27 protein-coding genes and 1 tRNA gene are annotated in these 26,776 nt (G+C 75.9%); 19 read left to right on the top strand and 9 right to left on the bottom strand.

The window, feature by feature from the left end; all coding sequences use genetic code 11:
* Nucleotides 1-51: 51 nt before the first annotated feature.
* On the bottom strand, nucleotides 52-1,116 hold the full coding sequence (selD, locus tag WDZ17_RS07115) for a selenide, water dikinase SelD (protein WP_339574449.1): 1,065 nt from the start codon (nucleotides 1,114-1,116) through the stop codon (nucleotides 52-54).
* A 100-nt stretch (nucleotides 1,117-1,216) separates the two neighbouring features.
* Here selD and WDZ17_RS07120 point away from each other — a divergent pair.
* The 4 genes from WDZ17_RS07120 to WDZ17_RS07135 all read left to right on the top strand — a co-directional run bounded on the left by WDZ17_RS07120 (nucleotide 1,217) and on the right by WDZ17_RS07135 (nucleotide 5,282).
* Nucleotides 1,217-1,309: transfer RNA gene (locus WDZ17_RS07120), tRNA-Sec, on the top strand.
* Nucleotides 1,310-1,407: 98 nt separating this feature from the next.
* Nucleotides 1,408-2,760: an L-seryl-tRNA(Sec) selenium transferase gene (gene selA, locus WDZ17_RS07125; protein WP_339574450.1), complete on the top strand. Its 1,353-nt coding sequence runs from the start codon at nucleotides 1,408-1,410 to the stop codon at nucleotides 2,758-2,760.
* Between the two features lie 5 nt (nucleotides 2,761-2,765).
* Nucleotides 2,766-4,754, top strand: coding sequence for a SelB domain-containing protein (locus WDZ17_RS07130; RefSeq protein ID WP_339574451.1), 1,989 nt, complete (start codon nucleotides 2,766-2,768; stop codon nucleotides 4,752-4,754).
* Nucleotides 4,755-4,898: 144 nt separating this feature from the next.
* Nucleotides 4,899-5,282 (top strand): DNA glycosylase AlkZ-like family protein, encoded by a 384-nt coding sequence (locus tag WDZ17_RS07135; RefSeq protein ID WP_339574452.1) that lies wholly within the window; start codon nucleotides 4,899-4,901, stop codon nucleotides 5,280-5,282.
* A gap of 16 nt (nucleotides 5,283-5,298) precedes the next feature.
* Here the strand turns inward: WDZ17_RS07135 and WDZ17_RS07140 are convergent, their stop codons facing one another.
* Nucleotides 5,299-5,646: a carboxymuconolactone decarboxylase family protein gene (locus WDZ17_RS07140; RefSeq protein WP_339574453.1), complete on the bottom strand. Its 348-nt coding sequence runs from the start codon at nucleotides 5,644-5,646 to the stop codon at nucleotides 5,299-5,301.
* Nucleotides 5,647-5,877: 231 nt separating this feature from the next.
* Between WDZ17_RS07140 and WDZ17_RS07145 the strand changes: the two genes are divergently transcribed.
* The 6 genes from WDZ17_RS07145 (at nucleotide 5,878) to WDZ17_RS07170 (ending at nucleotide 12,682) form a co-directional block, all read left to right on the top strand.
* Nucleotides 5,878-6,843, top strand: a complete 966-nt coding sequence (locus tag WDZ17_RS07145; protein ID WP_339574454.1) for a helix-turn-helix transcriptional regulator — start codon at nucleotides 5,878-5,880, stop codon at nucleotides 6,841-6,843.
* 35 nt (nucleotides 6,844-6,878) lie between these two features.
* Nucleotides 6,879-7,880 carry an aldo/keto reductase gene (locus tag WDZ17_RS07150; protein ID WP_339574455.1) on the top strand — a complete coding sequence of 334 codons (1,002 nt, stop codon included), beginning with the start codon at nucleotides 6,879-6,881 and terminating at the stop codon, nucleotides 7,878-7,880.
* 226 nt (nucleotides 7,881-8,106) lie between these two features.
* Nucleotides 8,107-9,303, top strand: coding sequence for a phosphoglycerate dehydrogenase (gene serA / locus WDZ17_RS07155; RefSeq protein WP_339574456.1), 1,197 nt, complete (start codon nucleotides 8,107-8,109; stop codon nucleotides 9,301-9,303).
* Nucleotides 9,304-9,400: 97 nt separating this feature from the next.
* The gene (locus tag WDZ17_RS07160; protein WP_339574457.1) at nucleotides 9,401-10,633 is read left to right on the top strand and encodes a sigma-54-dependent transcriptional regulator family protein; all 1,233 of its coding nucleotides are present in this window, start codon (nucleotides 9,401-9,403) and stop codon (nucleotides 10,631-10,633) included.
* 58 nt (nucleotides 10,634-10,691) lie between these two features.
* Entirely contained in the window at nucleotides 10,692-12,209 is a 1,518-nt protein-coding gene (gene exaC, locus WDZ17_RS07165; RefSeq protein WP_339574458.1) for an acetaldehyde dehydrogenase ExaC, read from the top strand.
* Nucleotides 12,209-12,682: a DUF779 domain-containing protein gene (locus WDZ17_RS07170; RefSeq protein ID WP_339574459.1), complete on the top strand. Its 474-nt coding sequence runs from the start codon at nucleotides 12,209-12,211 to the stop codon at nucleotides 12,680-12,682. Before exaC ends, WDZ17_RS07170 begins: the two co-directional genes overlap by 1 nt.
* A 27-nt stretch (nucleotides 12,683-12,709) precedes the next feature.
* On the opposite strand, the gene WDZ17_RS07175 is transcribed toward WDZ17_RS07170, so the two are convergent.
* Both WDZ17_RS07175 and WDZ17_RS07180 read right to left on the bottom strand, forming a co-directional pair.
* The gene (locus tag WDZ17_RS07175; protein WP_422631875.1) at nucleotides 12,710-13,225 is read right to left on the bottom strand and encodes a metallophosphoesterase family protein; all 516 of its coding nucleotides are present in this window, start codon (nucleotides 13,223-13,225) and stop codon (nucleotides 12,710-12,712) included.
* 341 nt (nucleotides 13,226-13,566) lie between these two features.
* On the bottom strand, nucleotides 13,567-14,199 hold the full coding sequence (locus WDZ17_RS07180) for a superoxide dismutase (protein WP_339574461.1): 633 nt from the start codon (nucleotides 14,197-14,199) through the stop codon (nucleotides 13,567-13,569).
* Between the two features lie 215 nt (nucleotides 14,200-14,414).
* Here WDZ17_RS07180 and WDZ17_RS07185 point away from each other — a divergent pair, with 215 nt between their 5' ends.
* The 6 genes from WDZ17_RS07185 (at nucleotide 14,415) to WDZ17_RS07210 (ending at nucleotide 17,957) form a co-directional block, all read left to right on the top strand.
* On the top strand, nucleotides 14,415-14,831 hold the full coding sequence (locus tag WDZ17_RS07185) for a ChaB family protein (RefSeq protein ID WP_339574462.1): 417 nt from the start codon (nucleotides 14,415-14,417) through the stop codon (nucleotides 14,829-14,831).
* Nucleotides 14,832-14,915: 84 nt separating this feature from the next.
* Nucleotides 14,916-15,227 carry a DUF3072 domain-containing protein gene (locus tag WDZ17_RS07190; protein WP_339574463.1) on the top strand — a complete coding sequence of 104 codons (312 nt, stop codon included), beginning with the start codon at nucleotides 14,916-14,918 and terminating at the stop codon, nucleotides 15,225-15,227.
* Nucleotides 15,228-15,296: 69 nt separating this feature from the next.
* Nucleotides 15,297-15,806, top strand: coding sequence for a pyridoxamine 5'-phosphate oxidase family protein (locus WDZ17_RS07195; RefSeq protein ID WP_339574464.1), 510 nt, complete (start codon nucleotides 15,297-15,299; stop codon nucleotides 15,804-15,806).
* 62 nt (nucleotides 15,807-15,868) lie between these two features.
* On the top strand, nucleotides 15,869-16,942 hold the full coding sequence (locus WDZ17_RS07200) for an NAD(P)-binding protein (protein WP_339574465.1): 1,074 nt from the start codon (nucleotides 15,869-15,871) through the stop codon (nucleotides 16,940-16,942).
* Between the two features lie 105 nt (nucleotides 16,943-17,047).
* Nucleotides 17,048-17,257 (top strand): hypervirulence associated TUDOR domain-containing protein, encoded by a 210-nt coding sequence (locus WDZ17_RS07205; protein ID WP_339574466.1) that lies wholly within the window; start codon nucleotides 17,048-17,050, stop codon nucleotides 17,255-17,257.
* Between the two features lie 163 nt (nucleotides 17,258-17,420).
* Nucleotides 17,421-17,957 carry a 2'-5' RNA ligase family protein gene (locus tag WDZ17_RS07210; protein WP_339574467.1) on the top strand — a complete coding sequence of 179 codons (537 nt, stop codon included), beginning with the start codon at nucleotides 17,421-17,423 and terminating at the stop codon, nucleotides 17,955-17,957.
* 6 nt (nucleotides 17,958-17,963) lie between these two features.
* Here WDZ17_RS07210 and WDZ17_RS07215 read toward each other — a convergent pair whose 3' ends face one another.
* Nucleotides 17,964-18,875 (bottom strand): NAD-dependent protein deacetylase, encoded by a 912-nt coding sequence (locus WDZ17_RS07215; RefSeq protein ID WP_422631876.1) that lies wholly within the window; start codon nucleotides 18,873-18,875, stop codon nucleotides 17,964-17,966.
* Nucleotides 18,876-19,063: 188 nt separating this feature from the next.
* On the opposite strand from WDZ17_RS07215, the gene WDZ17_RS07220 reads away from it, so the two are divergent.
* Nucleotides 19,064-19,480 (top strand): ATP-binding protein, encoded by a 417-nt coding sequence (locus WDZ17_RS07220; RefSeq protein WP_339574469.1) that lies wholly within the window; start codon nucleotides 19,064-19,066, stop codon nucleotides 19,478-19,480.
* A 64-nt stretch (nucleotides 19,481-19,544) separates the two neighbouring features.
* Here the strand turns inward: WDZ17_RS07220 and WDZ17_RS07225 are convergent, their stop codons facing one another.
* Nucleotides 19,545-19,841, bottom strand: a complete 297-nt coding sequence (locus WDZ17_RS07225) for a DUF1540 domain-containing protein (protein ID WP_339574470.1) — start codon at nucleotides 19,839-19,841, stop codon at nucleotides 19,545-19,547.
* Nucleotides 19,842-20,178: 337 nt separating this feature from the next.
* Here WDZ17_RS07225 and WDZ17_RS07230 point away from each other — a divergent pair, with 337 nt between their 5' ends.
* Both WDZ17_RS07230 and WDZ17_RS07235 read left to right on the top strand, forming a co-directional pair.
* Nucleotides 20,179-21,198: a chymotrypsin family serine protease gene (locus WDZ17_RS07230; protein WP_339574471.1), complete on the top strand. Its 1,020-nt coding sequence runs from the start codon at nucleotides 20,179-20,181 to the stop codon at nucleotides 21,196-21,198.
* Between the two features lie 81 nt (nucleotides 21,199-21,279).
* Entirely contained in the window at nucleotides 21,280-21,543 is a 264-nt protein-coding gene (locus WDZ17_RS07235; RefSeq protein ID WP_339574472.1) for a hypothetical protein, read from the top strand.
* Between the two features lie 163 nt (nucleotides 21,544-21,706).
* Here the strand turns inward: WDZ17_RS07235 and WDZ17_RS07240 are convergent, their stop codons facing one another.
* The 3 genes from WDZ17_RS07240 to nrdR form a co-directional block, all read right to left on the bottom strand.
* The gene (locus WDZ17_RS07240) at nucleotides 21,707-22,951 is read right to left on the bottom strand and encodes an MFS transporter (protein WP_339574473.1); all 1,245 of its coding nucleotides are present in this window, start codon (nucleotides 22,949-22,951) and stop codon (nucleotides 21,707-21,709) included.
* Nucleotides 22,952-23,152: 201 nt separating this feature from the next.
* Nucleotides 23,153-26,023 carry a vitamin B12-dependent ribonucleotide reductase gene (locus tag WDZ17_RS07245; protein WP_339574474.1) on the bottom strand — a complete coding sequence of 957 codons (2,871 nt, stop codon included), beginning with the start codon at nucleotides 26,021-26,023 and terminating at the stop codon, nucleotides 23,153-23,155.
* A 100-nt stretch (nucleotides 26,024-26,123) separates the two neighbouring features.
* Complete coding sequence (gene nrdR / locus WDZ17_RS17455) at nucleotides 26,124-26,615, bottom strand: transcriptional regulator NrdR (RefSeq protein ID WP_422631877.1); 492 nt, start codon at nucleotides 26,613-26,615, stop codon at nucleotides 26,124-26,126.
* Between the last annotated feature and the right edge of the window lie 161 nt (nucleotides 26,616-26,776).

Here is a 26,776-nt window from a genome sequence, read left to right on the forward strand (position 1 = left end):
CTCCGCACGTCGACGACTTCTCTCGCCCAGGGTCCGGTGGCCGAGGAGGACCTACCGGACGGTGACGCGCGCCCCGGCCCCGCGGCGGGGGACGAGCTCGCCCACCACCGGCGCACCCGGGACCTCCCCGGCGACGAGGAGGCCGCCGGAGGTCTGCGCGTCCGCGAGCAGGAGCAGCTCGTCCTCGGCACCGTCGCCGAGGTCGCAAATCAGGTGGGGCCGGACCCAGTCGAGGTTGCGCCGCGTGCCGCCGGAGACGAAGCCGTCCCGCAGCGCCTCGCGGGCGCCGTCGAGGTAGGGCACGGCGGCGGCGTCGACGACGGCGTCCACGCCGCTGGCCCGCGCCATCTTGTACAGGTGGCCCAGCAGGCCGAAGCCCGTGACGTCGGTGGCGGCGCGGGCGCCGGCGGCGACGGCGGCCCGGGAGGCGTCCGCGTTGAGCGTCGTCATCGCCTCGACCGCCTGGTCGAAGACCTCCCCCGTCTGCTTGTGCCGGCTGTTGAGCACGCCGACGCCGAGCGGCTTGGTCAGCGACAGCGGGACACCCGCGACGCCGGAGTCGTTGCGCAGCAGCCGGTCCACGTCGACGAGACCCGTCACGGCCATGCCGTACTTGGGCTCCGGGTCGTCGACGCTGTGCCCGCCCGCGACGTGGCAGCCGGCGAGGCGGCCGACGTCCGCCCCACCGCGCAGGACCTCGGCGGCGACCTCCATGGGCAGCAGGTCACGCGGCCAGCACAGGAGGTTGACGGCCACGAGCGGCGTCCCGCCCATGGCGTAGACGTCGGACAGGGCGTTCGTCGCGGCGATGCGCCCCCAGTCGTAGGGGTCGTCGACGACGGGCGTGAAGAAGTCGGCCGTGACGACGACACCGGTGCCCGGGGTGGCCGCCGAGGTGACGACCGCGGCGTCGTCGCCGTCGTCGAGACCCACGACCAGCGTGCCCGGCCCCTCGACGGCGGCGCCACGGCCGGGCAGGCCGGCGAGCACCGCCTCGAGCTCACCCGGCGGGATCTTGCAGGCGCACCCGCCGCCGTGGGCGTACGAGGTGAGCCGGCCGACCTGCTGCCGCCCGGGCCGGTCGTCGGTGGTGGTCCCCTGGGTGGTCGTGGTCACGGCAGGAGTCTGCGGCGTGGCCCGCCCTCCCGCGACGGCGCCTCGCCGGGGCCCGCCCGCGGCGCGACCGACGGGCGTCGGGCATGCTGGCCCGGCGCGTGGAGGCGTCTGGGTTCCTGGTGGGCCCCGCGGTCTTCAACACCGACGAGACCGAGCACCTCGGTCTGGCGGGTTCGATTCCCGTCCGCCTCCGCCGCGCGCCCCTCGCCCTCTCCCCCGAGGCCTCCCGCGGCGCGGCGACGGGCCGCGGCCGCCCGCCGGTGCCCGCCGGCCCCGACCTACGCTGCCCCGGTGGCGACCCCGGGCAGCACCGCGCAGCGGCCCCCGCGCACCGACGCCGTCCTCGCGGCTCCCGAGCTCGCGGAGCCGCAGCGGCGGCTCGGGCGTGCCCTCGTCAAGGAGACCGTGGGGCGCGTGCAGCAGCGGGTGCGCAGCGGCGAGGTGGCTCCCGACGACGTCGTCCGCGAGGTCGTCGCGACGCTGCCCGCCTCGGCGGCGAGCCTGCGCCCGGTGCTCAACGCGACCGGCGTGCTGCTGCACACGAACCTGGGCCGCGCGCCCCTGTCCGCCGCGGCCGTCGAGGCGCTGTCCGCCGCCGCGGGGACGACGGACGTCGAGCTGGACCTGGCCACCGGTGCCCGCGGACGGCGCGGGCGCGACGCCCTGGCGGCCCTGGCCGCGGCGGTGCCCGACGCCGGCGGCGTCCTCGCCGTCAACAACGGGGCCGCGGCGCTGCTGCTGGCCGCCACCGCGCTCGCCGCCGGGCGCGAGGTCGTCGTCAGCCGCGGCGAGATGGTGGAGATCGGCGACGGCTTCCGGCTCCCGGACCTCGTCGCGTCGACCGGCGCCCGGCTGCGCGAGGTCGGCACGACGAACCGGACCGCCCCGCGCGACTACGCGGACGCCCTGGGGCCGGAGACCGGCATGGTGCTCAAGGTCCACCCGTCGAACTTCGTCGTCACCGGGTTCACGGCGGGGGTCGAGGTCGCCGGGCTCTCCCGCGTGGTCGACGAGGCGGCCGGCCGGCTCGGCCGGCGGGTCCCGGTCGTCGTCGACACCGGGTCGGGGCTGCTGGCCCCGCACCCCCTGCTCCCGGACGAGCCCGACGCGGCGTCCGCGCTGCGGTCGGGGGCCGACCTCGTCACCTCCAGCGGCGACAAGCTCCTCGGTGGTCCGCAGGCCGGGCTGCTGCTCGGACGCGCGGACCTCGTCGAGCAGCTGCGCCGGCACCCGATGGCCCGGGCGCTGCGGGTCGACAAGCTCACGCTCGCCGCGCTCGAGGCGACGCTGCGCGGTCCGGCGCCCCCGGTGCGCGCGGCCCTCGAGGCGCGGGTCGAGGACCTGCGCGCCCGCGCGCAGGCGATGGCGAGCGCCCTGGCGGCAGCGGGCGTCGACGCCGCCGCCGTCCCCAGCGGTGCCGCCGTCGGCGGGGGCGGCGCCCCGGGCCTGCTGCTGCCGAGCGCCGCCGTGAGCCTGCCCGCGGCCGCCGCCGCGGCCCTTCGCGCCGGGTCGCCGGCCGTGGTCGCCCGGGTGGAGGCGGGGCGGTGCCTGCTGGACCTGCGCTCGCTCGCCCCGGAGGACGACGAGGCGCTGCGGCGCGCCGTGCTCGGCGCCCTGGCGGCCGGTGCCGACGGGCGGGCCTGAGCGCGGTGCACGTCCTCGCCACCGCCGGGCACGTCGACCACGGCAAGTCCGCGCTCGTCCGCGCCCTCACCGGCCGTGAGCCGGACCGCTGGGCGGAGGAGCAGCGCCGGGGGCTGACGCTCGACCTCGGTTTCGCGTGGACCGACGTCGCCGACGGCGCGGGCGGCTCGGAGCGGGTCGCGCTCGTCGACGTCCCGGGCCACGAGCGCTTCGTCCCCACGATGCTCGCCGGCGTCGGGTCGGTGCCCGCCGTCCTGCTCGTCGTGGCCGCGGACGGCGGCTGGATGCCGCAGTCCGCCGAGCACCTCGACGCCCTCGACGCGCTCGGCGTGCGGTCCGGGCTCGTCGTCGTCACGCGCGCCGACCTCGTCGACGACGCCGCGGCGCGGGCCACGGCCGACGACGTGGCCGAGCACCTGGCGGGGACCACGCTCGCCGGGTCGCCGTCGGTCGTGGTGAGCGCCCGGACGGGGGCCGGGATGGACCGGCTGCGCGCCGGTGTCGTCCGGCTGGTCCGGTCGCTGCCACCCACCGATGCGGCTGCGCCGGTGCGCGTCTGGCTCGACCGCTCGTTCACGGTCCGGGGCGCGGGGACCGTCGTCACCGGCACCCTGCCGGCGGGGACGCTGCGCACCGGCGACGAGCTGGAGGCCGTGCCCCCCGACGGCGCGGGGCGGCGCACGCGCGTGCGCGGCCTGCAGTCGCTCGAGGAGCCGCAGCCCTCCGTCGTGGGTGCGGCGCGCGTGGCGCTCAACCTGCGGGGCCTGGCCGCCGACGACGTGCCGCGCGGCAGCGCCCTCCTCGCCCCCGGGACGGCGCGGACGGCTGTCGAGGTGGACGTGGTGCTCACCGGCGCCGTCCGGCGGCGCGCGCTGGAGGCCGGCGGCACGGCACCGGCCGGCGCCGAGCGCGACGCCCTCTCGGGCGAGGCGCTGCTGCACGTCGGCGCCGCCCAGGTCACCGTCCGGCCGCGGCACCTCGGCCGGACGGACGAGGACGGCCCCGAGGTGGTACGGCTCCGACTGCGGACCCCGCTCCCCCTGCGCGTCGGCGACGTCGCCCTGCTCCGCGACCCCGGCCGGCGTGCCGTCGTCGCGGGGGTACGCGTGCTCGACGTCGACCCGCCCGCCCTGCGCCGCCGCGGGGCGGCGCGGGCACGGGCTGCCGACCTGACGCGGGCGGCGATGCTCCTGACTGACGGGATCGTCTCCCCCGCACCTGTTCCCGCCGCCGCGCCCATCCCCGGCCGGGCCGAGGCGCTGGTCCGGGACGAGGTGCGTCGACGCGGCGTCGTCGCGGCCGCGGCACTCGTCGGGGCGGGCCACCCGGCGCAGGTCGTCCAGGACCTCCTGCGGCGCAGCGGAGCTCACGGGTGGCTCGTCGACGCCGACCACGCCGCCGACCTGCGGAGCCGGCTCGACGACCTGGTCGTCGAGCAGGCGCGGCTGGACCCTCTCTCGGAGGGCGTGCCCGTGGAGGCGGCCCGCCGGCGGCTCGGCGTGCCCGCCGTCGAGGTCGTGCGCGCCGTCGTCGGCGAGGCGGTCGAGGAGCGGGACGGGCGCTTCGTCCCCGTCGCGACGCGACCGGGACCGGCTGCGCCGCAGCGGTCCTCTCCGCAGCAGCGCCCGGCGAGCCCGACGGACCAGCTCCCCGCACCCGTGGCGGCCGCCGTGCGAGAGGTGCTGGCCGACCTGCGGCAGCAGCCCTTCCGCGCCCCCGAGGCGCACCGGCTGCGCGACCTCGGCCTCGGCCCGAGAGAGCTCGGTGCCGCCGTCCGTGCCGGGGCGCTGCTCCGCGTCGGCGACGTCGTCCTGGCCCCCGGCGCCCTCGACGACGCCGCCGCCGCGCTCCTCGACCTGCCGTCCCCCTTCACCACCAGCGAGGCGCGCCGGGCCTGGGGGACGACCCGGCGGGTGGCGCTCCCGCTGCTCGAGGCGCTGGACGCGTCGGGACGGACGGTCCGGCAGCCGGACGACCGACGCCGGCTGCGGTGAGCGGCGACCGACACGAGGGGCCGACCGCGCCGGTCACCCGCACCCCCGGCGCCGTGCCCGACCGGGCCCGGCGTCGTCCTGCCCGACCGCTGCGGGGTCGTCCGGTCGGGTCCCTGCCCCACCCGGGCGGCAGGATCAGCGGCCGTGACGACACCGGTGCGCACCGTGCCCGACGGCGAGCGCCGAGCACACCTCGGTGCCCGGCACGCCCTGGCCGAGGGCGTGAACGACGTCGAGGCGGCCGCGCGGGCGGTGGTGTGCCTGCACGCCGCCGAGCCCAGCAGCGTGCACCTGTCGGCCTGGGCCCGCGCCGGCGCCGGCCGCGGCGACGTCGACCGCTCCCTCTACGACCGGCGGAGCCTGGTCGAGCAGCGCGCGATGCGACGCACCGTCTTCGCCGTCCCGGTCGACCTGCTGCCCGCCGTCCGCACCAGCGCCGCCGCCCGGGTCGCCGCCCAGCAGGCCGGCCTGCTGGCCCGCGGCGTCGTCGCGGGCGGTCTGGCCGAGCACCCGCAGGACGAGCCCTGACGCAGCAGGCGGAGCGTCAGCCCCGCCGGACCTCGCGGTCCACGGCCACCGCGGCCATCGCCCGGGGCCACCCGGCGTAGAAGGCCAGGTGGGTGAGCACCTCGCCGATCTCCTCGTCGGTGACCCCGTTGGTGCGGGCGATGCCCAGGTGGGCGCGCAGCTGGTCGGTGGCGCCCGTCGTCACCAGCGCGGCGACGGTGACCAGGCTGCGGTCCCGCGGCGAGAGCGCCTCGCGCGTCCACACGTCCCCGAACAGGACGTCGTCGGTCAGGCGCGCCAGCGTCGGGGAGATGTCGCCGACCAGCTCCTGCGCCGCGCTCTGCTCCTGGTCGTCGCCCCGGTCGCTGCTGCTGCTGTCGGCCATGTCGGTCCTCCTGCTGTCGTCGTCCTGCCGGTGGCGGCCGCCGACTGCCTCGGCCGGTCGACCGTCGGGCACCGGGCCGGTGGTCCTGCCACCGGGTGCTCGGCCCCGCAGGCTCAGCACACGCCCCTGCCGGGCCGAGGGGAAGCCGGGGACGGGGCCCTGCGCTGGGGGGTACCGGCAGGGGCCCTCTCGCCCGTGGCTGCCGGCGCCGCGGGCGCCTAGCGTCGCGGTGTGGCCGACAACAGCGCCGAGGTGCGGCAGTTCCTCACGACCCGCCGGGCCCGTGTGAGCCCGGAGCAGGTGGGGCTGCCGCAGGTCGGCCACCGCCGGGTTCCCGGGCTGCGCCGCGGTGAGGTGGCGACCCTCGCCGGGGTCAGCATCGAGTACTACACGCGCCTGGAGCGCGGGAACCTCAAGAGCGCCTCCGACGAGGTCCTCGAGGCCCTGGCCGGGGCGCTGCAGCTCGACGAGGCCGAGCGCAGCCACCTCGCCGACCTGGCCCGGGCCGCCCGCACCCGCCCCTCCGTCCGCCGCACGCCGTCGGCGGGGGACGGCGAGGCGCTGCGCCCGGGCGTGCACCGGCTGCTGGAGGCGATGACGGGCTCACCGGCCTTCGTGCGCAACGGGCGCCTGGACGTGCTGGCGATGAACCGGCTCGGCAGGGCGCTGTACGCGCCGATGCTCCTCGACCCTCCCGGCCCGTCGAACATGGCCCGGTTCAACTTCCTCGACCCCCGCTCCCGCGACCTCTACCCCGACTGGGACGTCGCCGCCGACACCGCCGTGGCGCTGCTGCGCACCGAGGCCGGCCGGGCACCGTTCGACCGCGGGCTCGCCGACCTCGTCGGGGAGCTGTCCGTGCGCAGCGAGGCGTTCCGCACCCGCTGGTCGGCCCACGACGTCCGGCTGCACCGCACCGGTACCAAGTCCTTCCAGCACCCCCAGGTCGGACGCCTCGAGCTGGACTTCGAGGCGATGGAGCTCGCCTCGCCGTCCCGCCTGGTGCTGACCGCCTACACCGCCGCCGCGGGCACACCCTCCGGTGACGCCCTCGAGCTGCTCGCCGTCCTGGCCGCCACCACCGACGCCACCACCCCCGCCGCCGACCCTGCCGGGGCCCGCACCACGCGGGGCACCGCGGCCGACGCCACGCACCGGGCGTCGCACCCGGCCGACGAGCACCGCCCGCACCGCTGACCACCCACCAGACCCACCGACGACCGGAGACCACCATGGACACGCGCACCCTCGGCACGCCCGCCCGGGGCACCGGCCTGGAGGTCTCGGCGCTCGGCCTGGGCTGCATGGGCTTCAGCCAGAGCTACGGACCGGGCCCCGGCCACGACGAGGCCGTCACCTTCCTGCGCGCTGCCGTCGACCGCGGCGTGACGTTCTTCGACACCGCCGAGGTCTACGGCCCCTTCGTCAACGAGGAGCTCGTCGGCGAGGCGCTCGAGCCCCACCGCGACGACGTGGTCATCGCCACCAAGTTCGGGTTCTCCTTCGACGCCGACGGGAACCAGACCGGCCTGTCCAGCCGACCCGAGGACGTCCGCCGCGCCCTCGAGGGCTCTCTGCGCCGGCTGCGCACCGACCACGTGGACCTGCTCTACCAGCACCGGGTCGACCCCGACGTGCCGATCGAGGACGTCGCCGGGGTCGTCGGGGAGCTCGTCGCCGAGGGCAAGGTCGGCCACCTCGGGATGTCCGAGGCCGCCGCCGGCACGATCCGCCGGGCCCACGCCGTCCACCCCGTCACCGCCCTGCAGAGCGAGTACTCGCTGTGGACCCGCACCCTGGAGGACGAGGTCCTGCCCACCCTCGCCGAGCTCGGGATCGGCCTGGTCCCCTTCAGCCCGCTCGGCAAGGGCTTCCTCACCGGCACCGTCGACGCCACCACGACCTTCGCCGCCGACGACGTCCGCACGAGCATCCCCCGCTTCACCGAGGAGAACCGCCAGGCCAACCAGCAGCTCGTCGACCTCCTCGGCCGCCTCGCCGCCGACCGCGGCGCCACCCCCGCCCAGCTCGCCCTGGCCTGGCTCCTCGCACGCGAGCCGTGGGTCGTGCCCATCCCGGGCACCCGCCGCCTGGCCCGGCTGGAGGAGAACCTCGGCGCCGCCGACGTCCACCTCACCGCGGACGACCTGACCGAGATCACCGACGCCGCCGACCAGGTCCAGGTCGCCGGCGCCCGCTACAGCGAGGCCCAGGAACGGCTCACCGGCCGGTGAGCCGCCGCAGGCACCCGCAGCACCCGTCGGCCCCGTCCCTCGTGCGCCTCCACGCGGTCCCGCGTCCTCGACGTGCGCCGTCCGGGCGGACGACCGGGTCCGCTCGACCACGGTGACGACCGCGACGTGACGACCGGCGCACGACGACCGCGACGCGGGCGCCCCCCCCTGTCCACCGACCGGACCCGTGCTCCGAGCACCGGAGCGCCTCGGCGATGATCCGCGCATGGCCCGCGCGCTCCTGCTGGAGAACCTGCACCCCCAGGCCTCGACGATCCTGGCCGGCTCCGGCGTCACCCCGGTGGAGCACGGCGGCGCCATGGACGAGGAGGAGCTCGTCGCGGCCCTCGAGGGCGTGACGGTCCTCGGCATCCGGTCCAAGACGCAGGTCACCGAGCGGGTCCTCGACGGCGCCCCGGGGCTGCAGGCCGTCGGTGCCTTCTGCATCGGGACCAACCAGATCGACCTCGACGCGGCGGCCGCGCGCGGCGTCGCCGTCTTCAACGCCCCCTTCTCGAACACCCGCAGCGTCGTCGAGCTGGCGATCGCGGAGATCATCGCCCTCACCCGCCGGCTCACCGTGAAGGACGGGACGCTGCACGCCGGGGTGTGGGACAAGTCGGCCGAGGGCAGCCACGAGGTCCGCGGGCGCACGCTCGGGATCGTCGGCTACGGCAACATCGGCAGCCAGCTGTCCGTCGTCGCCGAGGCGCTCGGCATGTCGGTCCTCTACTACGACACGGCCGAGAAGCTGGCGCTCGGCAACGCCCGGCGCGCGCCCGACCTCGAGAGCCTCCTGCGCCACAGCGACGTCGTGACACTGCACGTCGACGGTCGCTCGGGCAACGCCGGCTTCTTCGGGCCCGAGCAGCTCGCGCAGATGCGCGAGGGAGCCGTCTTCCTCAACCTCTCCCGCGGCTTCGTGCTCGACCACGACGCCCTCGCCGCGTCGATCACGAGCGGTCACCTCTCGGGCGCGGCCGTGGACGTCTTCCCCGAGGAGCCCAAGAAGCGCGGCGACGCGTTCACGTCCCCGCTGCGGGGCCTGCCCAACGTGATCCTCACCCCGCACATCGGCGGGTCGACGGAGGAGGCGCAGGAGGACATCGGTCGCTTCGTCGCCACCAAGCTGCGCGACTACCTGCGCACGGGCAGCACGAGCCTGTCGGTCAACCTGCCCGCCGTGGCCCTCGACCGCGTCCCCGGGACGGCGCGCCTGGCCCACCTGCACCGCAACGTGCCCGGCGTCCTCGCGACCGTCAACCGGGTGCTCGCCGAGCACGGCGTCAACGTCGACGGCCAGCTGCTCACCACCCGGGGCGCCTTCGGGTACGCCGTCACCGACGTCGCCGACGGGGCGACGCAGGAGGTCGTCGACGCCCTGCGCGCGATGCCGGAGACGGTTCGTCTGCTCGTCGTGTGACGAGCGGCGCACCGGTCCTCCCGCAGGGCCCCCCGCGTACCGGGCCGCCGCAGTACCGTGGCCGGACCGCGACGGGGCGGGGGCCGGGAGGTGCCGGGTGAGCACGGCGCAGGACGCGCGCGAGCGGCGCGAGGAGCTGGTGCGGGCGCGCGGTCGGCTGGTGCACGAGCCCCCCGGGACGGGTCGCGGGGCCGTCCCCGTGCGCGACGTGATCCGGGCGAGCTGGACCCGCAGCCTGCGCTCGGTCGACGACGACCTCGCCGCGGCGCCCCTCGCCGACGAGTCCGCCACGGCGGCGACGTGGGACGCCTCGCCCCTGCGGCGGGCCGTCGACGTCCTCGGGGACGAGCTGCGCCGCGTCGCCGACGACGGGGACCTCGTCGTCGCCGTCACCGATCCCGCCGCCCGGATCCTGTGGACCTGCGGCGGACGGGTGATGCGCGACCGCGCCGCCCGGGTCAACTTCGTCGCCGGCGGCCGGTGGGACGAGTCCAGCGTGGGCACCAACGCCCTCGACCTGGCCCTGCGCGTCCGCGCCCCGGCGACCGTGTGGGCCGCGGAGCACTACGCGCCCGCCGTCCAGGGATGGGTGTGCTGGGCCGCTCCCGTCCTCGACCCGACCGGCCTGCCCCTCGGCGTGCTCGACCTCTCGACGACGTGGGAGCGCTCGCACCCGCTGGGGATGACGACGGCGCGGGCGCTGGCCGCCCTCCTCACGCGCGAGGTGGCCGCGAGCGCGGCCGCGCGCCCCGTCGCCTCGGGCCCACGTGCCCTCCACCTGGACCTGCTCGGCACCTGCCGGTGCGTCCTCGACGGCGAGCACCTGCGCCTGACGCGGCGGCAGCTCGAGGTCCTCGCGCTGCTGGCGCTCTCCCCCGGCGGTCTGTCCGCCGACGCGCTCCACGACGCGCTCTACGGCGACGCCCCCGTCAGCCGCTCGACGCTCAAGGCCGAGGTGAGCCACCTGCGCACGCTCCTGCGCGGCGGGGTCGGCTCGCGCCCCTACCGGCTCCTGCTCCCCGTGAGCACGGACGTCGAGCTCGTCCGGCGGCGCCTCGCGGCCCACGACGCGGCCGGTGCGGTGGAGGCCTGGGGAGGCGCCGTCCTCGGCGGCGTGGGGGGCACCGACTCCCCGACCCTGCGACGGCTGGAGGCCGAGCTCGCCGCGGGGGTGCGCGCGGCCGTCCTCTCGGCGGGTGAGCGCACCACCGCCCTGCGCTACGGGCAGCTGCGCGACGCCGACCCCCTCGTCGTCGGCGACCTGCTCGGCCGACGCGACGGGTCCGACCACGGCGCGCCGACCAACCTCCGGCCAACCCCGCGTCCCTAGCGTCCGGTCCGGCCGCCCGGCACCGACGCCGGGCGCGCACGACGCTGGAGGGAACGCCATGGCCTACACCCGTCCGGGAGCCGAGGGCTCGATCGTCTCCGTGCCCGAGGTCTACGAGAACTTCATCGGCGGCAAGTGGACGCCGCCCGTGCACGGGGAGTACTTCGACGACATCTCCCCGGTCGACGGGAAGCCGTTCGTGCAGGTGGCCCGCGGCACGTCCGCCGACGTCGACCTGGCCGTCTCGGCGGCGCACGGCGCGGCCCAGGTGTGGGGCCGTACCTCGGTCACGGAGCGCTCGAACCTCCTGCTCCGCATCGCCGACCGCCTCGAGCAGCACCTCGAGGAGCTCGCCGTGCTGGAGACGTGGGAGAACGGGAAGCCCGTGCGGGAGACCCTGGCCGCCGACCTGCCGCTGGCCGTCGACCACTTCCGCTACTTCGCCGGGGCGATCCGCGCCCAGGAGGGCTCGATCGGCGAGATCGACGCGGACACCGTCGCCTACCACTTCCACGAGCCGCTGGGTGTCGTCGGGCAGATCATCCCGTGGAACTTCCCGATCCTCATGGCCGCGTGGAAGCTGGCGCCGGCGCTGGCCGCCGGCAACTGCGTCGTCCTCAAGCCGGCCGAGCAGACGCCCGCGTCCATCCTCAAGGTCGTCGAGCTGGTCGCGGACCTGCTGCCCGACGGCGTGCTCAACGTCGTCAACGGGTTCGGCGTCGAGGCCGGCAAGCCGCTCGCGTCGCACTCCGGCATCGCGAAGATCGCCTTCACGGGCGAGACGACGACGGGCCGGCTGATCATGCAGTACGCCAGCCAGAACATCATCCCCGTGACGCTCGAGCTCGGCGGGAAGAGCCCGAACGTCTTCCGCGCGGACGTCATGGCGGCCGACGACGCCTTCCTCGACAAGGCGCTCGAGGGGTTCGCCATGTTCGCCCTCAACCAGGGCGAGGTCTGCACCTGCCCCTCGCGGGCGCTCGTCCACGAGTCGATCTACGACGAGTTCATGGAGCGCGCGACCGCCCGGGTCGAGGCGATCACGGTCGGGGACCCGTTGGACCCCTCGACGGCGCTCGGCGCCCAGGCCAGCAACGACCAGCTGGAGAAGATCCTCAGCTACCTCCAGATCGGCCGGGAGGAGGGCGCCACGGTGCGCACCGGCGGATCGCGCCGCACCGTCGAGGGCTACGAGGACGGCTACTACGTCGAGCCGACGATCTTCGAGGGCAGCAACTCGATGCGGGTCTTCCAGGAGGAGATCTTCGGACCCGTGCTCTCGGTGACCCGGTTCTCCGACGACGCCGACGCCCTGCGCCTGGCCAACGACACCCTCTACGGGCTGGGGGCCGGGGTGTGGAGCCGGGACACCACCGCCGCCTACCGGTTGGGCCGCGGCATCGAGGCCGGTCGGGTGTGGGTGAACAACTACCACGCGTACCCGGCCGGGGCCGCCTTCGGCGGCTACAAGGCCTCGGGCATCGGCCGGGAGAACCACAAGATGATGCTCGACCACTACCAGCAGACGAAGAACCTGCTCGTCTCCTACTCCCCCGACGCGCTGGGCTTCTTCTGATGCCCGACGCCCCGGCGGACGGCGCCCCCGCGGGCGCGCCCCCGGCGGCCGACCCGGCCGCCGGGGGGGCGCAGGTGGTGGACGTGCAGCAGCTGGCCGGCGCCCCGGCGGCCCGGGTCGGCATCACCGAGGCCGCGGCGGCGCTCCTGGAGCGCCTGCGCGACCGGCACGGCCCGCTGATGTTCCACCAGTCCGGCGGCTGCTGCGACGGCTCCTCGCCGATGTGCTACCCGATGGGGGACTTCCTCACCGGCAGCGGCGACGTCCTGCTGGGCGAGGTCGACGGCGCCCCGTTCTGGATGTCGGCGTCGCAGTACGCCTACTGGCGGCACACCCACCTCACGGTCGACGTGGTGCCGGGCCGCGGGTCCGGCTTCAGCGTCGAGGCCCCGGAAGGGGTGCGCTTCCTCGTCCGGTCGCGGCTGCTGACCGACGAGGAGGAGTCGCTCCCGGAGGTGGTCGCCGGCGGCTGAGGCGCTGGGCCCGGCGGCCGGGTCGGGTCAGGGGCGTCGCAGCGGCAGCGCGTGGAGCTCGACGTCGTCCAGCCGGCCGTCGGCGGCGGTCACGGTGAGGTAGGTGCACCGCGGCTGCCGCCGGCGGTCGGTCGGCGAGCCGGGGTTCAGCAGCCGCAGCCCCCGGGGTGTCGTCGTGTCCCAGGGGATGTGGCTGTGCCCGAACACCAGCACGTCCGCGGCCGGGTGGGCCGCCTCGCACCGGCGCTCGCGGCCCGACCTGCCACCGGTCTCGTGGACGACCTCGACGCGCAGCCCGGCGAGCCGGGCGCGCCCGACCTCGGGCAGGCGGGCACGCAGGGCGTCGCCGTCGTTGTTGCCCCAGCAGGCGAGCAGCGGGACGTCGTCGCCCGTGGCCCCGAGCAGGTCGTCGAGCGCCCGCTCCTCGACCCAGTCCCCCGCGTGCACGACGAGGTCGGCGGCGGCGAGCGCCTCGAGCACCGCGCCCGGCAGTGCGCGTGCCCGCCGCGGCACGTGCGTGTCCGCCAGGAGAACGAGCCGCAGGGGACCGTCGACGACCTCGTCCTGCTCGGCGAGCCGGCCCACCGCTCAGGCCCCCCGGAGGCGATGGGCCCGGTCGACCTGGCGTCGGCGCCCGCACGTCGTCGACGTGACTCGCGACCCGGGTGACCCGGGCGACGGGGGTGACCCTGGCTCCGGGCCTCGCCCGCCTCGCGTCCCCTCGATCACCCCGACGACGCTACGCCGCGCCCCCGGCCGGCACACCCTCACGTCAGGTCAGGAGGAGGTACCCGGACAGCGGCGACCGGTGGCACCGCGAGGTGCCACCGGTCGCGGCGGCCGTCAGGACCGACCGTGCGGTCGCCCGCGACGGCCGGACCTCCTCAGAGCGCCGTCGGGACGATCAGGCCCGAGGTCTGGGTGCGGGCGCGGGAGAAGCGCTCGGTCACGTCCGCCCAGTTGGCGACGTCCCACCACGCCTTCACGTAGTCCGCCTTGACGTTGCGGTACTGCAGGTAGAAGGCGTGCTCCCACATGTCGAGCATGAGCAGCGGGACGAGGCCGACGGGGAGGTTGCCCTGGTGGTCGTACAGCTGGACGTTGAGGAGCTTCTGCCCGACGGAGTCCCAGGCCAGGATCGACCAGCCGGAGCCCTGGATGCCCAGCGCGTTGGCGGTGAAGTGGGCGCGGAAGGCGTCGAAGGACCCGAAGTGCTCGTCGACGGCGCTGCCGAGCTCGCCGTCCGGCTTGTCGCCGCCGTCCGGGCTCATGTTCGGCCAGAACACGGAGTGGTTGACGTGGCCGGCCAGGTTGAACGCCAGGTTCTTCTCGTAGAGGTTCACCGGCCCGAGGGAGTCGGTGGAGCGCGCCTCCGACAGCTGCTCCAGCGCGGTGTTCGCGCCGGTGACGTACGTCTGGTGGTGCTTGGAGTGGTGCAGCTCCATGATCTCGCCGCTGATCGCGGGCTCGAGCGCGGAGTAGTCGTACGGAAGATCGGGGAGCGAGTAGTCGGCCATGGGTCCTCCTCGTGGGGCGGGTGCGCCTGCTGCCGCCCGCGGTCCCGGCGACGTCCCGTCCGGGGCCGCCCGGCCGACCCCGCGGGCTCGGTCGACGCCGGCGTGCGCCGACGCCCGCCACCCTGCTGCCTCGCCCCGGCCGCTGCAAGATGGCGGTGACCTCCCCGGGCCCGCGGCGACGCGGGCGGGGGCACCCGAGCAGAGCGGAGCCGAGCATGGCGGAGAAGGACCACGGCGACGTCCCCGACGTCGACCTGCCGAGCACGCTGGAGCGCTCGGACGAGAAGGCGCAGCGCACCTACGCGAAGGCGAAGGGGTCCGCCGAGGACTCCTACGGCGACGGCGAGCGTGCCAACCGCGTCGCCTGGTCGGCGCTCAAGCACACGCACGAGAAGGTCGGCGACCACTGGGAGCCGAAGGACGAGAAGGGCCCGTCGGACCCGCAGGCCGAGGGCGGGCTGGCGACCGACCGCGACACGGCAGGCGGGGTCGACGCGAACGCGAGCAAGGAGCACCTGCTGGACCTGGCACGCCGTCTCGACGTCCACGGGCGCTCGTCCATGAGCAAGGACGAGCTGGTCGAGGCGCTGCAGAAGGCCAACGACGCCAGCACGCGGCGCAGCCGGGGCTGAGCGGGGTGCCGACGCGACGCCGGCCGGAGGATGCCGCGCGCCCTCGCCGTGCCGCGGTCGCACCCTCGCCCTAGGGTCGAACACATGAGCGAAGACACCAGCGAGCACCCCCCCGCCCAGGACCCGGAGACCGGCGAGGCCGCGACCGACGACCGCGGGGCGCACGGCGACGGCCGCCCCGCGGACCAGGAGCCCGGCACGGCGACGAGCGACGCCGAGAAGGACCCGGAGTCCTGGGTCACCGGCGGCGAGCCGGCGACCGGCCCGCAGCGCAGCTACCTGTCCACCCTGGCGCAGGAGGCCGGTGAGCAGCTGCCCGACGACCTCTCGAAGGCGAAGGCGTCCGAGGAGATCGACCGCCTGCAGGGGAAGACGGGTCGCGGTCAGGGCAGCTGAACCCTCCCGCACCGACCGGCAGCACCCCACCGACGACCACCGTCCCGAGGGACGGCCCCAGGAGGACCCATGGCCCCCGGACCCACCACCCCCGACGAGCCCCGCGACGAGGGCGTGGCCAAGGTCGCCGCGCTCGTCAAGGACGCGAAGACCTGCATGCTCACGACCTCCGGCGAGGACGGTCGCCTCGTCAGCCGTCCCATGGCCGTGCAGGAGGTCGAGTTCGACGGCGACCTGTGGTTCGCCGCCGACGGCGACAGCTCCAAGGTGACCCAGGTCCGTCACGGCGCCCACGTGAACGTGGCCTTCGCCGACGGGGACGCGTGGTTGTCGATCGCCGGCGACGCCGAGGTCGTCAAGGACGACGCCAAGGCCGAGGAGCTGTGGAACCCCGGCCTCGGGGCGTGGTTCCCCGACGGCCCCCGCACCCCCGGGCTCGTCCTGCTCAAGGTGCACGCGGACTCCGCGGAGTACTGGGACACCCCGGGCAGCAAGGTCACCACCGCCCTGTCGTTCGTGAAGGCGAAGGCGACCGGGCAGCGGTTCAGCGGCGGCGAGAACGAGACCGTCCGGCTGTGACGGGCGCCGCCGGGGGCGCGCCCGCCGGGCGGCCCTCGGCGGCCCCGCCTAGCGTCGGGCAGATGAGCACGACCAGCGCACCGGAAGTCGTCCAGCCGTCCTCGGACGGGTCGCCCTCCTGGGACGAGGGCACCGTCGTGGTCGTGGGCGGCGGGATCTCCGGTCTCGCGAGCGCCGCTGCCCTGCGGGCGTCCGGGGCCGAGGTCGTCGTCGTCGACCGCGGACGCCGACCCGGTGGCCGGCTGGGCCTCCGGCGCCTCGAAGCCGGTGGTGGGGACGAGCGCGTCGTCGACGTCGGGGCGTCCTACTTCGTCCCCCGGGCGACCTCCTTCGCCGCCGTGGCGGAGTCCTGGCGGGAGCACGGGCTGGCCGGTCCCTGGACCGACACCTTCCTCGCGCTCTCCCGCGACGAGCAGGGCCGGACCACCTCGACGCCCAAGCCCGGGCCCACGCGGTGGTCCGCACCCGCGGGCCTGCGGTCGCTCGCCGAGGACATGGCCGCACGGCTCGCCGACGAGGGCGTCGCCGTGCGGCGCCGCGACGTCCGCCAGGTCGACCGCGGCGACGACGGGAGGTTGACCGTCGACGGGACGCCGTGCCGGGGCGTGGTGCTCGCCCTCCCCGAGCCCCAGGCGGTGCGGCTCCTCGGGCGCGGGCTGGGTCGTGAGACCGGGCAGCTGCGCGGGCGGGCGTGGACCCCGGTCATCACCGTGTGGGCGCGCTGGACGCAGCGGTGGTGGCCCGAGATGGACGGCGCCTTCGTCGCGGGATCCCCGGCCGTCGAGTTCGTCGCCGACGACGGACGGCGACGGGGGGACGGCGCGGCCGTCCTCGTCGCGCACTCCACGCCCGGCCTCGCCCGCGACCACCTCGGCGACCCGCCCGCGACCGTGGCGCCGGTGCTCTCCGAGCTGGGGGACCTCCTCGGCGGCGGACGCTCCCCCGCACCCGTCGAGTCCGGCGCCCACCGCTGGACCTTCGCCCGGCCCGACGGCGGACGACCCGAGACGTCCTGGACGTCTGGCGGGCTCGGGGTGTGCGGGGACGGCTGGGGCCCCAGGCCCGGCCTCGAGCAGGCGTGGCTGTCGGGGACGGAGCTCGGGACCCGCCTGGCCGGCGAGCTGGCCGCCGCCTGAGCACGCGCCCCAGACCTCCGGCACGTCGCCGGACCCGAGCCCTGACCCTGCTCACCCGCCTGCGGCAGCCCCGCAGGAGCACCCACCACCGTCAGGAGCAGACCCATGGCCGACGACCTCAAGAAGGGTGACGACGTCACCTGGTCCTCGCACGGCAACGCCGTGCACGGGACCGTCGAGAAGAAGATCACGGACGACACGGAGGAGGCGGGCCGCACGGTCCGCGCCAGCAAGGACGACCCCCAGTACCTCGTCGAGAGCGACAAGACCGGCAAGGAGGCCGTCCACAAGGGCGAGTCGCTCGACGAGGACTGAGCCCGGCCGACGTCCGTCCCCCGGACGGCAGCGGGAGGCGCCACGCACGGCCCTGCCCTGCCGTCCGGCGGCCCGGGCACCACGGCGCCCGGCGGGCGACCTGCCCTCGGCGTGCCGCGGGGGCCGTGACGGCCCGGACGGGCACGTCGGGCACGATCAGCCCGTGGTGCAGACGGCGGAGCTCCTCCTCGACGCCGCGACCGAGGGGGCCGTGGTCGCGCAGTGGCATCGGCTCGTCGACGCGGACCTCCCCAGCCAGGCGCGGCACGCGGGCGCCACCAACCGGCCGCACGTGACCCTCGCCGTCGCCGACGCGATGCCGGGAGGGCTGGACGTCCCGCTCGCCGCGGCGGCATCGGACCTCCCGCTGCCCGTCCTGGTGGGACCGCTGGTCGTCCTCGGCGGACGGCGCCACGTCCTCGCGCGGCTGCTCGTGGCGACACCGGCGCTGCTGGCGCTGCACACGGCGGTCGCGGAGGTCACGTCCCGCTGCCCCGGTCCCGGGGAGCTCCTCGCGCCGGGCGCCTGGACACCGCACGTCACGCTCGCGCGAGGGCTCACCGGGCCGCAGGTGGCCGACGCCCTGGCGACGCTCGGTGCCCCCGTCCCCCTCGAGGCGCAGGTCACCGGCGTCCGGCGCTTCGACGGTGACACGCGGACGACGCGCCTCGTCGCGGGCGTCGACGAGCGCGTCGGCTGAGCGGCCTCAGCCGACGAGGTCGACCACCCGCGAGAGCACGGGTGTCAGCGGCGCGTCGAGGCGGAGGGTGGCGGTCGCGTCGGCACGCGTCTCCCCCGCCGTGAGCACGGCGACCGGGATGCCGTTGCGGCGGGCGCGCAGCACGAAGCGGTAGCCGGACATCACGGTCAGGGACGACCCGAGGACCACCAGGCTGCGGGCGGCGTCCACGCGCGCGAAGCTCTCGTCGACGCGCGGGCGCGGCACCGTCTCGCCGAAGAAGACGACGTCGGGCTTGAGCGGGCCGGAGCCGCACCGCTCGCAGACCACGACCACGAAGCGCCCGACGGCCGCCTCCGGCAGGTCCACGTCCCCGTCGGGGTTGACCTCGCCCGCCGGCGGCTCCGCCGCGAACCCAGGGTTGGCCGCTCGGAGGCGGGCGTCGAGGCGCTCGCGGGGCGAGACGTCGCGGCACGAGAGGCACACGACGCGGTCCAGGCTGCCGTGCAGCTCGACGACGTCGCGGGCCCCGCCCGCCTGGTGCAGCCCGTCGACGTTCTGCGTGATCGTGCCCCGCACCAGCCCCGCCGCCTCCAGGGCCGCGACGGCGCGGTGGCCGGCGTTCGGCCGCGACCGGGCGATGACCCGCCAGCCGACGTGGCTGCGCGCCCAGTACCGGCGGCGGGCCGACGGCCCGTCCTCGCCCTGGCCGGTGAACGCCTGGTAGGTCATCGGCGTGTGCCGGCGCAGCGACCCCTGCGGACCGCGGTAGTCCGGGATGCCGGAGTCGGTGGACAGGCCCGCCCCGGACAGGACGACCGCTCCCCCACCGCCCACCAGGTCGGCGAGCCGGGCGGCGGCCTCCTCCACGTCGGTGACCGCCGGAACCCGTGGCCGCCGCGGGTCCGTCGTGCGCCCCAGGGACGGACGGGACAGCAGCCGTCCGGGCGTCATCGGCGTCGGCACGCGCAGACGGTACGCCGCGGGGGACGTGCGCCCGCGGGCGCGGGTCGGCCACCGACCCTCCGTCGTCCTCCTGGAGCACGGGACGACCGGGGGCGACGGGACCGTCCTCCACGTCCGCTCCGGGTCCCCGCCCACGGCGAGGAGACGCCTAGGCTGCGCGCGTGAGCGAGGCGAAGAGCGTGCCGACGGACCCCGGCGCCGGCCCGGGCTCGACGGAGCTCCGCCTCGAGCCGCACCCGCGCGGGGCGTCCGCGGCACGGGCGCTGGTCGCCCGGCTGCTCACGCCGGTGGCACCCGGACCGGTCGTCGAGACGGCGGTCCTGCTGACCAGCGAGCTCACGACGAACGCCGTCCTGCACGCCCGTGGCGACGTCGTCGTCCGGGTGACCGTGGAACGCTCCCTCGTGGTCGTCGAGGTCACCGACCACTCGAGCGCCGCCCCCGCCGTGCGCGTGCCCCGGCTGGACGCCGCCGGCGGTCGCGGGCTCGTGCTGGTCGAGGCGCTCAGCAGCCGCTGGGGGACGCGGACCGTCCGCGGCGGCAAGGCCGTGTGGTTCGAGCTGCCGCTGCCGCACTGACCGTCGCCGGCACGACGAGGACCCCCGCGCCGTGGCGCGGGGGTCCTCGTCGTGCCGACCCGTCTCAGGTCGTCGAGTACGTGAGGCAGTTCGCCTGGACGTCGTGCCCCGGACCCACCCGCACGGAGCCGGCCGTGCAGGTGAGGTCCTTGTTGGAGGTGCAGTCGGTGCGCTCGCACGCCCCGACCTGACCCACGACCCGGTCGAGACCGCCCTTCGTGCTGATGTCGAAGAAGGTGCCGCAGCCGGCGGTCCCGTGCTCGCTGCGCACCGTGATGGCGGGGGCGTGGCACCCGTCGTGGTTGAAGGCGCAGCCGTCGACGGCGCACTCGCTGACCTGGGGCATCTCGAGCAGGGACATGGCGTCTCCTCCGGTGGGGCGGCCGCCCGTCGCGGCCCTCGGCGTGCGGCGACAGTAGACCGGGACCACACGGCGCGCACCGAAGGGAAGCCTTTCCAAGAATGCCGCGCGCTGCACCGAGGAAAGGCCATCCTCACCTTTCTCCCGGGCCGGAGGAATGGTTCACCGCTCGCGCGCGCGTGCCGCCGGCGCCCGCTCGGCGCCGCCGCGCGGTGGTCCGACCGGCAGCGCCACCGACGGCCCCGGCTGTCGGTGCCGGGGCCCACACTGCCTCTCGGACGACCGTCGTCGCGGCCGCCGCCGGGGCGGCGCGGGTCGGACGCGCAGGGGAGGGCCCGTGGACATCCAGGCGGCACGTGAGGTCAAGCGGGAGCTGGTGCGGACGGCCGGCACGCAGGCGACGGAGGCGCTCGAGGCGCCGTCCGGCGCCCTCGTCGTCGGCGTCCGCGTCTACGGCGGCGGCCGGTTCGGCCTCGCCGTGCGCCACGACGGCACCGCCGGGGCCGCGGTGGGCGCGCGGGCGGTCGAGCTCGCCGGCGAGGACGCCGACGTGGTCGACATCGGGGTGGTGCGGGCGCTCGTCGGCGAGGGACCCACCGCGCCGCGGCTCGTCGGCGGTGCCGAGCGGGTGATCCCCCTGCGGCCGGCACCGCAGGCCGACGGTCGATGGGCGGCCGAGACGCTCCGGCGCCGCGAGCGCCCGCTGCGCCCCGGCCTGTCGATCGCCCAGGAGGCGGTGACGGCCGGCACGCTCGGCGCCTTCGTCCGACGTGAGGGGGACCCCCGCACGTACGTGCTGTCCGACAACCACGTCCTCGCCGACTCCGACCGCGCGGCCATCGGCTCGGGGGTCCTGCAGCCCGGGCCGGCCGACGGCGGGACGGCGCAGGACGCCGTCGGCCGGCTCACCGCGGCGGCGCCGCTGCAGGTCGCGACGCCGAACGCCGTGGACGCCGCGGTCGCCGTCCTCGCGGACGACGTCGAGGTCGACGCCACCTACCCGGTCGGGGCGATCACGGCGACGGCGCTCGCCGACGACCAGCTGGTCGTGGAGAAGGTCGGGCGGACGACGGGGCTCACCCGCGGCGTCGTCACCGCCGTGGAGCTCGACGGCGTCGCCGTCGGCTACCCCGCCGGCGTCCTCACGTTCGACGACCAGGTCGAGGTGTCGGGTACCGACGGCGCCTTCAGCGCCGGCGGCGACAGCGGGTCCCTCGTGTACGACCCGGCCACCGGCGCAGCGGTGGGCCTGCTCTTCGCGGGCTCCGAGCGCGGAGGACCGGAGGGCAGCGGCCTCACCTTCTGCAACCCCGTCGACGCCGTGCTCTCGGCGCTCGGCGTGCGGCTGCTGACCTGAACGGCGCGGCGCGGCGGCACGGGCCGGCCCACCGTCGTCGTCCGCGCTGAGGGCCAGGCCCCGGCGGAGCACACTTCCGTCATGACGGCAGCACCGGAGGACGCGGGCCGGGCGTCCCGCGAGGCCGCCTCGGCGGCGAAGTCCCGGCTGGCCGGGGTGCTCGCCGGCGACGGCCGGGTCAACGGCGTCGGCGTCGTGCGCTGGCGCAGCGCGTACGCGGTGCGCGTGAGCGTCGTCACCGAGGAAGACCGTCCCGACCTGCCCGCGGAGGTCGACGGCGTCCCCGTCCGGGTGGAGGCCGTGGGCGAGATCACGGCGGGACCGGTCCGGGACGGGCCGTCGTGACCGCCACCGGCTCGGGCGCAGGGGGCGTCCTCGCCGACGAGGAGGGCGCGGACGGTCGAGCCGGTCTCCCGCGCGGTCGGCGGGCCGCGGCACCCGCGCCTCCCGAGCGACGCCGGACCGCTGGTCCGCCGCGCCGGCCTCGACCGGCGTCCTGGCGGTGGGCTCAGTCGTCGACGGGCCGACGCAGGAGCACCACGAGCGCCACGGCGGCCAGCACGCCGACGCCGACCCCGAGGACCTCCGCCGCCCCGGGGAGCCCGGTCGCCAGCGACAGCCCCCCGACGGCGACGACGGGCAGCGAGATGGCGACGTACAGGACGACGAAGAGCGTCGAGACGACCTCCCCCGTCCGGCCCTGCGGGCTGCCGGCGCGGACCGAGGCCACGCCCGCCCGGAACGCCGTGCCGTGGCCTGCCCCCAGCACCGCGGCGGCGACGACGAAGACCGTGAGCGTGCGGGTGAGCAGGCCGAGGACCAGCAGCGCCGCCCCGAGGACGAGGACCGCGCACCCTGCCGGGAGGGCGCGCCGGGTGGACGCGCCCGACGTGAGGACCTGCGCGACGACCGAGGCGAGGAAGGGCACGCCGACGACGGCGCTCGCCGCCACGACGTCCGCCACCCCGAGGGCCTCGCGCAGCAGACCCGGCGCCACCGCGGTGAAGAGCCCGAACACGGCGAAGCCTGCGAACCCGGCGACGGCGGCGGGGACGAAGCTGCGCCGGACCTCCGGCGGCACCGTCGGCCGCAGGAGGTGCGGTCGCCACGCGGCGAGCGGTGCGCGGCCCGGCGGGCCGTCCCCCGCCGCCTCGCGGCGCCGGGAGCCGGACGTCTCGGGCTGCCACCAGGTCAGCAGCGCGGCGGGCACGAGCAGCAGCAGGTGGACGAGGTAGGGCGCCCGCAGCGGTGCGGACCAGGCCTGGGCCACGGCGGCGGAGACCACCGGGCCGAGCCCCAGGCCGAGCACGTTGACGGACGTGGCCGTCGCCGTGGCGCCGCGCGACCACGTCGCCGGGGCGACCTCGACGACCGCGGCCGTCGCCGCCCCGGTGAAGATCCCGGCGGACAGCCCGGAGAGCACGCGTCCCAGCACGAGGAGGGTCAGCCCGTCCGCGAGCAGGAAGCAGCCCGCGCTCGCCGCGGCGGCGAGCAGGCCCAGCCCCAGCACCGGGCGCCGACCGACGCGGTCGGACAGCTCGCCGAGGACGACGAGGGCCACCAGCACGCCGACCGCGTACGTCGCGAAGAGCGAGGTCTGCACGAGAGGCCCGAAGCCGAGACGCTCGGCGTACCGCTGGTAGAGCGGGGTGGGCAGCGTCGCGCCGGCCATCACGAGCGCGAAGACCAGGGCCGCGCCGACGAAGCGGGCGCCGGCGACCGCTCGCGCCGGACGACCCACCGTGGTCCCCACCTCTCCCGGCCTCCTCCTCGTCGCCCCGCTCACGTCCGACCACGGCAGGGAGCGCGGGGGCTGATCCCCCGGGGCAGCCGTGGAGCCGGCGGGCCCGGGGCCGCAGGGCGTCCCCCACGACGTCCTGGACGTGTCTCGCCTCCGACGCACCGCACCCCAGCCCCTCCGTGGAGGAGCCGGGGGCTGCGGTGACGGGACGGCTCAGCTGCAGCCGGAGGTGCTGCCGCAGCCCTCGCAGACGTAGCAGCTCCCCGCGGGGCGCATCTTGGTGCCGCAGGTGAAGCACATCGGCGCGTCCGTCGCGGTGCCGAGGGACTCCATGAGCTCGCTCGAGGAGTGCACCTCGACCGGTGCCTTCCGCGCCGTGGCCGCACCGGCGCCGGAGTCGGCCACCTCGTGCGGCAGCCGGGACGCAGGAGCGGCGTCCGCGACCTTGGTGTCCACCGAGTGCGAGACGGCGTCGAAGTCGTCCTGGTCGTCGGTGGGCGCGTAGGAGCCGGTGTCGAGCTGACGGGCGCGCTCCTCGGCCGTGTGGATGCCGAGGGCGGAGCGCGTCTCGAAGGGCAGGTGGTCCAGGGCGAGGCGCCGGAACATGTAGTCCATGACCGACTGGCTCATCCGCACGTCCGGGTCGTCCGTCAGGCCCGCCGGCTCGAAGCGCATGTTGGTGAACTTCTCGACGTAGGTCTCCAGCGGGACGCCGTACTGCAGCGCCACCGAGATGGCGATGGAGAAGGCGTCCATGACGCCCGCCAGCGTCGACCCCTGCTTGCCCAGCTTGAGGAACACCTCGCCGAGGCCGGCGTCGGGGTAGGAGCCCGCCGTCAGGTACCCCTCGGCCCCGCCCACGGAGAAGGACGTCGTGATGGACGGGCGCGACTTCGGCAGACGGCGGCGGGTCGGCCGGTACTCCACGACCGGCGCCGCAGGCTCCGCCTGCGTGCTCTTGGCCGCCTTACCGTCGCCGAGCGGCTGGCCGACCTTGCAGTTGTCGCGGTACAGCGCGACGGCCTTCAGCCCCAGCTTCCAGGACTGGAAGTAGGCGTCCTGGACCTCCTCGACCGTCGCCGTCTCGGGCAGGTTCACGGTCTTCGAGATCGCGCCGGACAGGAACGGCTGGCACGCGGCCATCATCCGGATGTGCCCCATGGGACGGATGGCCCGCTCCCCGATGGCGCAGTCGAAGACCTCGTAGTGCTCCGGCCGGAGCCCCGGGGCGTCGACGACGCTGCCGTGCTGGGCGATGTGCTCGACGATCGCCTCGACCGTCTCCTCGGCGTAGCCGAAGGCCCGCAGCGCCCGCGGGATGGTCTGGTTGACGATCTGCATCGACCCGCCGCCGACCAGCTTCTTGAACTTCACGAGCGAGAAGTCCGGCTCGATCCCCGTGGTGTCGCAGTCCATCATGAAGCCGATGGTCCCGGTGGGCGCCAGGACGCTCGCCTGGCTGTTGCGCCAGCCGTTCCGGGCGCCGATGTCGTTGCCCTCCGCCCAGGTGCGCGTGGCGAGGCGGTGCACGTCGGCGTCGGTGCCGTGCAGCGTGCGGATCTCGTCGTTCGCCGCGGCGTGCTTGCGCATGATCCGCGCGTGCCCCTCGGCGTTGCGGGCGTAGCCGTCGTAGGGGCCGACCACGCCGGCGAGCTCGGCGGAGCGCTTGTAGGCGGCCCCCGTCATGAGCGAGGTGATCGACGCCGCGAGGGCGCGCCCGCCGTCGGAGTCGTAGGCCAGCCCGGAGGCCATGAGCAGCGCCCCGAGGTTGGCGTACCCGATGCCGAGCTGGCGGTAGGCGCGCGTCGTCTCCCCGATGGCCTGCGTCGGGAAGTCCGCGAAGCAGATCGAGATGTCCATCGCCGTGATGACGAGCTCGACCGACCGGGCGAACCGCTCGGCGTCGAAGGAGCCGTCCTCGCGCAGGAACGTCAGCAGGTTGAGGCTCGCCAGGTTGCAGCTCGAGTTGTCGAGGTGCATGTACTCCGAGCACGGGTTCGAGGCGTTGATGCGCCCCGACTCCGGCGACGTGTGCCAGTCGTTGATCGTGTCGTCGTACTGCAGGCCCGGGTCGGCGCACTCCCACGCAGCCGTGGCGATGGAGGACCAGAGCTCGCGGGCGTCCACCTCCTCGACCACCTCGCCGGTCGTCCGGGCACGCAGGCCGAAGGAGGTGCCGTCCTCCACCGCCCGCATGAACTCGTCGCTGACCCGCACCGAGTTGTTGGCGTTCTGGTACTGGACGGAGGTGATGTCCTCGCCACCCAGGTCCATGTCGAAACCGGCGTCCCGCAGCGCGCGGATCTTGTCCTCCTCGCGCGCCTTCGTCTGCACGAACTCCGCGATGTCGGGGTGGTCGACGTCCAGGACGACCATCTTCGCCGCGCGCCGGGTGGCCCCGCCGGACTTGATGGTCCCGGCCGAGGCGTCCGCGCCGCGCATGAAGGAGACGGGTCCGGACGCCGTCCCGCCGGAGCCGCGCAGGAGCTCCTTCGAGGAACGGATCCGCGAGAGGTTGAGACCCGCGCCGGAGCCGCCCTTGAAGATCATCCCCTCCTCGCGGTACCAGTTGAGGATCGAGTCCATCGAGTCGTCGACGGACAGGATGAAGCAGGCCGAGACCTGCTGCGGGCTCGAGGTACCCACGTTGAACCACACGGGGCTGTTGAACGAGAAGACCTGGTGCAGCAGCATCCACGTGAGCTCGTGCTCGAAGACCTCGGCGTCCGCCTCGCTCGCGAAGTAGCCGTGGTCGCGGCCCGCACGCCCGTAGGTGAGCACGACGCGGTCGACGAGCTGCCGCAGCGACGTCTCACGGGTGTCGCTGCCCAGGGCGCCGCGGAAGTACTTCGTCGTGACGATCGTGGAGGCGTTGGCGCTCCAGGAGGCCGGGTACTCGACGCCCCGCTGCTCGAAGATCGTCGCGCCGGTGCGCCAGTTCGTCTGGACGACGTCGCGGCGCTCCCACTCCACCTCGTCGTAGGGGTGCGTGCCGGCGGTCGTGAAGAGCCGCTCGACCTTCAGGCCCTTGCTCTTGCCCTGTCCCTTGCCCGCGGAGCGGGGGCGCGGCGTCGTCTCGGTCATGGGTGCCTCTTCCACTGGTGGTTCTCATGTCGGGCGGTCGTGCCGGGTCGGTCGGGTGCCACGAGCCGCCGCGCGGCACGGGCGGCGCACGGCGGGTGGGTCAGGGGTGCAGCAGCGGCGCGTCGGCCCCCGGGGACGCAGCGGTCTCGCGCTCGGCCCGCAGGAGGGTGATCGCCGTCTCGAAGTCGTCCAGGGAGTCGAAGGCCTGGTAGACGGACGCGAAACGCAGGTACGCCACCTCGTCGAGCTCCCGCAGCGGTGCGAGGACGGCGACGCCGACCTCGTGGGCCTCGACCTCCGCCGTCCCCGACGTGCGGACCGTCTCCTCGACCTGCTGCGCGAGCAGCGCGAGGCGGTCCTCCGTCACCGGCCGCCCCTGGCACGCCTTGCGCACGCCCGTGAGGACCTTCTCCCGGCTGAACGGCTCGGTCGTGCCGGAGCGCTTGACCACCGTGAGGCTCGCGGCCTCCATGGTCGTGAACCGGCGCCCGCAGCTCGGGCACTGGCGCCTGCGGCGGATGGCGGTGCCGTCGTCGGTCGCGCGCGAGTCGACGACGCGGGAGTCGGGATGACGGCAGAACGGGCAGTGCACGGGCTCTCCCCTCGCGGGCGGCACGACGACAGGGCACCCACCGGCTGCGGGCGCCTCGGCGGCCGCTCCACAGGGTGTGGATCGTTCGACCTGGGCATCCACAACCTGTGGACGAACCACAGCCGTGCAACTACCAGATGTTGGGGTGAACGGTAGGCCGC

Origin of the sequence: Pseudokineococcus basanitobsidens, from assembly GCF_037482545.1 — a bacterium.
GTDB classification, from domain to species: Bacteria; Actinomycetota; Actinomycetes; order Actinomycetales; family Quadrisphaeraceae; genus Pseudokineococcus; species Pseudokineococcus basanitobsidens.

Coding starts and splice junctions, on each gene's coding strand:
- WDZ17_RS07140 (WP_339574453.1), bottom strand. CDS start 5,646: ATGGCCGACAGCAGCAGCAGCGACCGGGGCGACGACCAGGAGCAGAGC.
- WDZ17_RS07150 (WP_339574455.1), top strand. CDS start 6,879: ATGGACACGCGCACCCTCGGCACGCCCGCCCGGGGCACCGGCCTGGAG.
- serA (WP_339574456.1), top strand. CDS start 8,107: ATGGCCCGCGCGCTCCTGCTGGAGAACCTGCACCCCCAGGCCTCGACG.
- exaC (WP_339574458.1), top strand. CDS start 10,692: ATGGCCTACACCCGTCCGGGAGCCGAGGGCTCGATCGTCTCCGTGCCC.
- WDZ17_RS07170 (WP_339574459.1), top strand. CDS start 12,209: ATGCCCGACGCCCCGGCGGACGGCGCCCCCGCGGGCGCGCCCCCGGCG.
- WDZ17_RS07180 (WP_339574461.1), bottom strand. CDS start 14,199: ATGGCCGACTACTCGCTCCCCGATCTTCCGTACGACTACTCCGCGCTC.
- WDZ17_RS07185 (WP_339574462.1), top strand. CDS start 14,415: ATGGCGGAGAAGGACCACGGCGACGTCCCCGACGTCGACCTGCCGAGC.
- WDZ17_RS07190 (WP_339574463.1), top strand. CDS start 14,916: ATGAGCGAAGACACCAGCGAGCACCCCCCCGCCCAGGACCCGGAGACC.
- WDZ17_RS07195 (WP_339574464.1), top strand. CDS start 15,297: ATGGCCCCCGGACCCACCACCCCCGACGAGCCCCGCGACGAGGGCGTG.
- WDZ17_RS07200 (WP_339574465.1), top strand. CDS start 15,869: ATGAGCACGACCAGCGCACCGGAAGTCGTCCAGCCGTCCTCGGACGGG.
- WDZ17_RS07205 (WP_339574466.1), top strand. CDS start 17,048: ATGGCCGACGACCTCAAGAAGGGTGACGACGTCACCTGGTCCTCGCAC.
- WDZ17_RS07225 (WP_339574470.1), bottom strand. CDS start 19,841: ATGTCCCTGCTCGAGATGCCCCAGGTCAGCGAGTGCGCCGTCGACGGC.
- WDZ17_RS07235 (WP_339574472.1), top strand. CDS start 21,280: ATGACGGCAGCACCGGAGGACGCGGGCCGGGCGTCCCGCGAGGCCGCC.
- WDZ17_RS07245 (WP_339574474.1), bottom strand. CDS start 26,023: ATGACCGAGACGACGCCGCGCCCCCGCTCCGCGGGCAAGGGACAGGGC.